The sequence below is a fragment of the Chthonomonas sp. genome (assembly GCF_035294505.1).
GTDB lineage: Bacteria > Armatimonadota > Chthonomonadetes > Chthonomonadales > Chthonomonadaceae > Chthonomonas.
Genome location: NZ_DATGKU010000180.1, coordinates 1 through 3745 on the forward strand (window position 1 = coordinate 1; position 3745 = coordinate 3745).

Annotated in this window: 1 protein-coding gene; it reads right to left on the bottom strand. The window is 60.9% G+C overall.

All coding sequences use genetic code 11. The features are described 5' to 3' along the window. Positions 1–3745 (bottom strand): cysteine peptidase family C39 domain-containing protein (locus tag VKV18_RS11010; RefSeq protein WP_324204253.1); only part of this gene is annotated, 3745 nt, incomplete at both ends.

Here is a 3745-nt window from a genome sequence, read left to right on the forward strand (position 1 = left end):
CATCCGTCATCCCCACCAAACGACCATACCCATCCCAACTTAAGTGCACGTTGCGGCCCGCATCCGCCGGATACTGCACGTCCGTGAGGTGGCTTTCCGGATCGGTGTAGCTGTAGTTCGTCGTAATCCCCCGACCGTCTATCCGCTGCAACACGTTCCCATCCGCATCGTAACTCGTTAACTGAACCGTGTCGTACGGGCCGTTCGCATTCGGATAGACCACCTTTGCCAGATACCCGGAGGCGTTATACACAAACTGCGTCGTGTGCCCGTTTCCGTCTGTCACCCCCACCAAACGATACGCCCCATCGTAGCTCTGCTGTACCGGCTGTGTGCTCCCGCTTCGGCTCCGCACCTCTCCTTCCGGCCCGTAGCTGTAGCTGACCTGCCACACCAATACCCCGCTCTCGTTGTACTGCTGCTCCGCGCTCTTTAACCCTCCCACATACAAATACACGTTCACCAAAGACGCTCTGCCGCTGCCCGTCATCCCCGATGCCGGAAACAGAATCTGCACCAACTGGTCGGCCAAGTTGTAACTTATATCCGTCTCGTTGCCTAAGGCATCTATCTCCGCTATGCGGTTCCCTCGCGCATCATAGCGAAAGTGCGTCACATGACCCAAAGTGTCCGTCACCGTCAACGGCTCATGCAGCCCTTCCGCCTGGCTGTAGTTGTAGGTGGGATCGGAGGTGTAGTTAAACGTCTTCACCTCTGTCGCCGTCGCATTGTTCCCCGGCCCTACCTCCTTCACCAGGTTCCCCAACGCATCGTAGCTAAAGCTATAGCTCACCCTCGAACCCCCACCAACGCTCCCCGGAGCCGAGGTCGTTATCCCCGTGATATACCCACTCGGCTCCGCATAACTCAGCGTTATCGGCCCCTTGTTCCCCTCCTGTATCTTCACCAACTCCCCTAAGCCGAAGTTGGTGTAGCTGTAGGTGTAACTCGTCACCGTGCCGTAGGGGTTGGTCGCACTCAAACAGTTCCCATACACATCCCAGGTATACAGCCACGTCCCCTTCCCGTTGGCGCCCCCTGTGGCATACCCGTTCCCATCCTGAACCTCCGAGGGACGCAGCGGGTCGTTGGGGTCGGCATACACCGCGTTCCACACCACCACCCCGCTCCCGTTGGTCAGGCTCGTCTGGCTCATGTGGTTGTCAAATCCCGCCACATACGAGGCCACCACCGTACCCGAAGCGTTCGTCACCACCACTTTACTGTGGCTGCCGTCCACCGCAGAAAACGTGGTGGTGTTGCCGTTGGCATCCACCAAACTCGACACCGAGCCTAAACTCGAATAGGTGATCGTCGCCGTGCTCATGCCGCTGCCCGTCGGGGAGGGCACACTGATGGTGTGCAGAAATGCCACCGTCTCGCTCCCCTCCCCGTCGCTAAAGTTGGCATACCCATACACCTCTTTATCCGGTGGGTTGCCGCTGCCGCTGCTCACTATCTGCGACACATGGTCTAACTCCATCCAGCCCTGAGGGTTCCCCGCAGGCACGTTCTGGCTGGCATAGTAGCTCTCATGATAGTACACGCTGCGCCCATAACGGTCGCTCACATACCAGATGTTGCCCGTTCCGTTGTTCTGGCGGGTGATGCTCAGCAACACCTGGTTGTTCTTATCCGTTATGGCACTTAACAGCGGAAACCCCGACGGCCCATAACCGCTGTACACAAAGTTAATGGCATTCCCACTGGGGTCTATCTCCTGAGAGAGTACCGTGCAGTACCAGCCATAACCAGAGCCTATCGCCGCAGGCCCTGTGGTCACCCACTGCGTGCGACCCCCATCCTCGATAACATAGTGCCCAAAGGGGGAGTTGGTGTCGTACACCCAACTCACCAGGTAAGCATGCCCTGCCTCCACCTGGCACACCACCACCGGATTGGAGGCCGTAGGCACCGAGGGCGCGCTGAGGCGTATCCGACTGCCGTTGGGGAAGTACAGATACTTCGTCCCCGCCGAAGGCTGCGCATGGGTCGCCACCACGCTAAAGAAGGCCGAACTCGCCCCAGAAGCCGGAATGTTGGTGCGAACCTCGTACCCCCCGCCCACCACCGCATATGGAGAGACCGTCAACGAAATGGTCGCATAGTTGACAAAAGCTACCTGCCACCCGTTAGGGGCCGAAGAGGTCGCTACCGTCTGCCCGTTAAGCAGAATATCCCACTGTAAGCCGGAGGCCGGGTGGTCGCTGCCCGTCAGCGTCTGGGTCACCGTCATCCCCTGAGGGATAGAACCCGGCACCAACACGTCGAAATAGCCCGAAAAAGCCGTCGCCGACCCACCCCCATACGGAGGCGACTGCAGCGTGCGCAGTTCATAGTTGATGCCTCCCGCCGCACTGGAGGGCACCCCAACAGAGGCCATCCCATACCCAAAGCTCACGCTCCACCCGTTGGGGCTAGAGGAACTGGCCACCGTCTTCCCCTGATACACGATGTCCCACTGCAAACCCGATGCCGGCGCATCCGAACCCGATAGCCCTATCTGCCCCGACTGCCCTGCCACCAACTGCGGGTTAAGCCGGGTGGAGGGGTCATACACCCCCAGGTTGTAGCTCTGTGTCCAACCGTATCCGAAATCGTCGTACTCGTACGTGGGGTCGTAACCCCGCAAGCTCTCATACTCCCGCGCCCACACCACCGAAGGCCCCACGGGGTTGTACACCCGCAAATCTTCCTCCGGGCCGTACTCCTCCTCCCCGGTGGCCAAATCCACCGGGTCGTTCTGCGAAGGCCCTCCTAACGCCATCGCCTGTACCGGAGGACGCCCCCCGGCCCCTACCGGCCCCGCCTGCCCGCTCCCCGGATGCTGCGGGGTATTGCAGTCACAAGGCGGCTGGGGCGAGGCCGGAGAGTACCCACACCGTAACGTCCCGTTGGGGTTGATGGGGTTGGCCCCACCGCTCCCCCCACCTCCAGGAGGAGGTGGAGAGGACTGCCAAACCCTCCCTAAATACCGAGAGGCCACCTCCACACGCCCCTCCAACAACGCCAACAACCCCACCTCTTGCGCACTCCCAGGACGCACCACCGCCAAATAGGCCGAAGGCTCCAACAAAGCCCACTGCTTCCAACTTACATGCACCTTGCCCCCAGGCCAGGGGCCGCAGTCGGAGCACACATACTCTACCCCTCGCTTGTCCGCTCCTACCACCCCGATAAAATGGTCGTGCTCCACAAAGGCGATCAACGGCTTGGGCAACGCCATAAGCACCTGCTCCGTATGCACCGCCAACGGGTAGGCGTGCAGCCCTACCCGACGCGCCCCCGCCACCAAGTCCGCCAAACTGCTTCCCCGACCCGTTACCTTACACACCTTGGCCACATACGCCTTGGAGGTGGGCAAGCCCCAACGTCCAAAGCAGAGCGCCAATCCCGATGCCCCACACCACGGGTCCAAATACGCCGGCTCCGGTATCCCCGCCTTGGCATGGGAGGCATGGTACCCATAACAGGCCCGACACTCTCGATACAACAACGCCGCATCTCGAAGGTCAACCCCATGCAAAGCCGGCTTGCCCGCCACCAACCGATGAAACAGCGCGGCCGCCTCCGCATAGCGCCCCTCCTCATACAAGGCCAAACCGGTGTCGTAGAGGGCCAAGCCGTAGACCGACCAGGTGGGTTGGGCGAAATGCCTTACCCACGCCAACTCCTCAAGAGCGGCTTGGGGATGCTGGTCTTGACCTAAAGCGGTCTGGGCCAGCCACAGGTGCAGCCAGGCCGC